The organism is Streptomyces sp. NPDC054840 (assembly GCF_053611065.1).
Window position 1 is genome coordinate 1 of sequence record NZ_JBSGZP010000963.1, and the last position, 2,111, is coordinate 2,111.

The 2,111-nt window shown below is 75.2% G+C and carries 2 protein-coding genes and 1 pseudogene; all 3 read right to left on the reverse strand.

Annotated features, from left to right (window positions below; all coding sequences use genetic code 11):
- Nucleotides 1–140: 140 nt before the first annotated feature.
- Nucleotides 141–947, reverse strand: coding sequence for an META domain-containing protein (locus ACWGIU_RS36440; RefSeq protein ID WP_453712363.1), 807 nt, complete (start codon nt 945–947; stop codon nt 141–143).
- A 50-nt stretch (nt 948–997) separates the two neighbouring features.
- Nucleotides 998–1,789, reverse strand: a complete 792-nt coding sequence (locus tag ACWGIU_RS36445; protein WP_453712364.1) for a sterol carrier family protein — start codon at nt 1,787–1,789, stop codon at nt 998–1,000.
- A gap of 9 nt (nt 1,790–1,798) precedes the next feature.
- Nucleotides 1,799–2,111: pseudogene (locus ACWGIU_RS36450) on the reverse strand (hypothetical protein); the annotation flags it as partial.

Here is a 2,111-nt window from a genome sequence, read left to right on the forward strand (position 1 = left end):
GTTCCGGGCCGCGCGGCCCCGGCCGTCCCGCCGGCCGAACATCCTGTTCATCCTCGGCGACGACCTGGGCCGGGCTGCGGGCTGCCTGGGAGAAGGTGGACGCCCAGCTCCTCCCGTACCCGGCCTGACCGCGGCCGTACTCACTCGGCGGCGGAGGCCGCCTTCGCGGTCAGGCCCTTGCCGTCGGCCGCCGTGAGGGTGAGGGTCCGGCCCTCGACCTTCACGGTGAGCGGACCGCTGCCGAACAGCTGGGTCAGCGTCCGCTCGACCTCGCCCGCCGGCCCCTCGCAGGCCATCCGGGTCGAGGTCAGCGGCCCGAAGGTGACCGTGGAGCCCTCCACGGTGGCCTGGGCGCTGAACCGGTTGCAGCCGAGGCTGCCGCTCACGGCGAGGTCCGGGGCGATGGTGAACCGTGCCTTCCCGGCCGCCTCGGCGGGCAGGGAAGCCGCGGTCCCGCCGCTGACCAGGGACTCCACGGTCCACTCGGTCGTGGTGAGCGGGGCATCGGTGACCGCGGGCGCCGACGTCATGGCGATGGTGCTCCCGTCGGCGGTCTTCAGGGTGAGCCGGTCGGGTCCCCGGTCGATCGCCAGCTTGCCCTGGAACAGCTTGGCGAAGGCCGTCTCGAACTCCATGTCCGCGCAGGCCATGGTGGTCGAGGCGCCGGGCGTGACGGTCACCGCGGAGGAACCGGCGAAGGCCGCCACCGCCGTGAAGCCGTTGCAGCCGTAGTTGCCCTTGACCTGGTTCGGGCCGATGTCGAGGTGGGCGGCCTCGGGCGCGTGCAGGGTGCGGCCGCCCGTGGTCAGGGACTCGACGGCCCAGGAACCCACGGGATCGGGCAGCCGGGCGCTCCGGCCGTCCTCGACCCGGCCGCAGCCGGCCAGGGCGAGCGCGACGACGAGGGTCAGGCCCGTGAAGGTGGGGACGTGCCGGAAGGTAGGCATGTCCCTGGGACGGACCGGGCGCCGCACTGGTTCCACCATGGTTCTTCCCCTCAGCTCATCAGTGGGAGCAGCGCCGACAGATCGGCCCGCTCACCGCTGGCCCGTACGTGCGCCCGGTCGAGGGCCGCGGCCCATTCCGTCCGGCCGGTCGCGAGCCGGACCCAGGTCAGCGGGTCGGTCTCGACGACGTTCGGCGGAGTGCCGCGGGTGTGCCGCGGGCCCTCGATGCACTGCACCACCGCGAAGGGCGGAACGCGGACCTCCACCGAACCGCCCGGTGCCTTGAGGGCGAGGGCGTCGGCGAGCAGCCGGGTGCAGGCGGCCAGCGCCTGCCGGTCGACCGGGATCTCCAGTCCCGCGGCCCGGTTGAGGTCATCGGTGTGGACCACCAGTTCCACGGTCCGGGTGACCAGGAAGTCGGCCAGGGTCATGTCCCCGATCCACAGGTCGAGCACGCGGTCGCCCGGATTCGCCGCGAGCGCCTGCGCCATCCGGGCGGCCGCCCGGTCGTACAGCTCGGGCAGCGAAGCCCCGGTCAGGGTCTCCCTGGCCGCTTCGGAGATCTTCCCGGCGAGGGAGGCGGTGGCGAAGGGCCACTCGACCGCCGTCAGCTCGGCGATGGCGGCGGGCGGCCGGGCCAGGCCCCCGGCCAGCGAGTCGGCGATCCAGGCGACGTGCCCGGCCAGTTCGGCGACGCTCCAGTCACCGAGCCCGCTGGGGCGCGCCAGCTGCTCGGGCCCCAACTCCCCGACGGCCCGGCACACATGCGCGAACTGCGCGGTGACGGCCGTCCGGATCCGGGTGGGGTCGTAGGTACGCGGCTTCTTCCCTCGGGGCGGCATGCCCCGACCCTACTCGGGGGCCGGCAGCACCGGCCCGGTGCGGCCCGCGCCGCTGCGCGGTGTCGGTGGCGTAGGCGGCGAACAGGCCGTCGGGGCGCGCGCCGGGTGCCGGTGCGGCCGTCCACCGGGCCGGGATCGACGACGAGCCGGCAACCGGTCCGGGAGCTCGGGCGGCTGCGTCCGGCAGCCGTACCCGGCGTCGGCCCCGACCACGGCGGCCTTGTGGGTGAGGCGGGCCAGGACCCGGCGGTCACCGGCCCCCCGGTCGGCAACGGCGACTGCGCCGGGCGGTGGTGGTGATGCCATCGACCCGGTCCGGGGG

Excerpts from the sequence above, each read along its gene's own strand:
- ACWGIU_RS36440 (WP_453712363.1), bottom strand. The coding sequence starts at position 947 with ATGCCTACCTTCCGGCACGTCCCCACCTTCACGGGCCTGACCCTCGTC.
- ACWGIU_RS36445 (WP_453712364.1), bottom strand. The coding sequence starts at position 1,789 with ATGCCGCCCCGAGGGAAGAAGCCGCGTACCTACGACCCCACCCGGATC.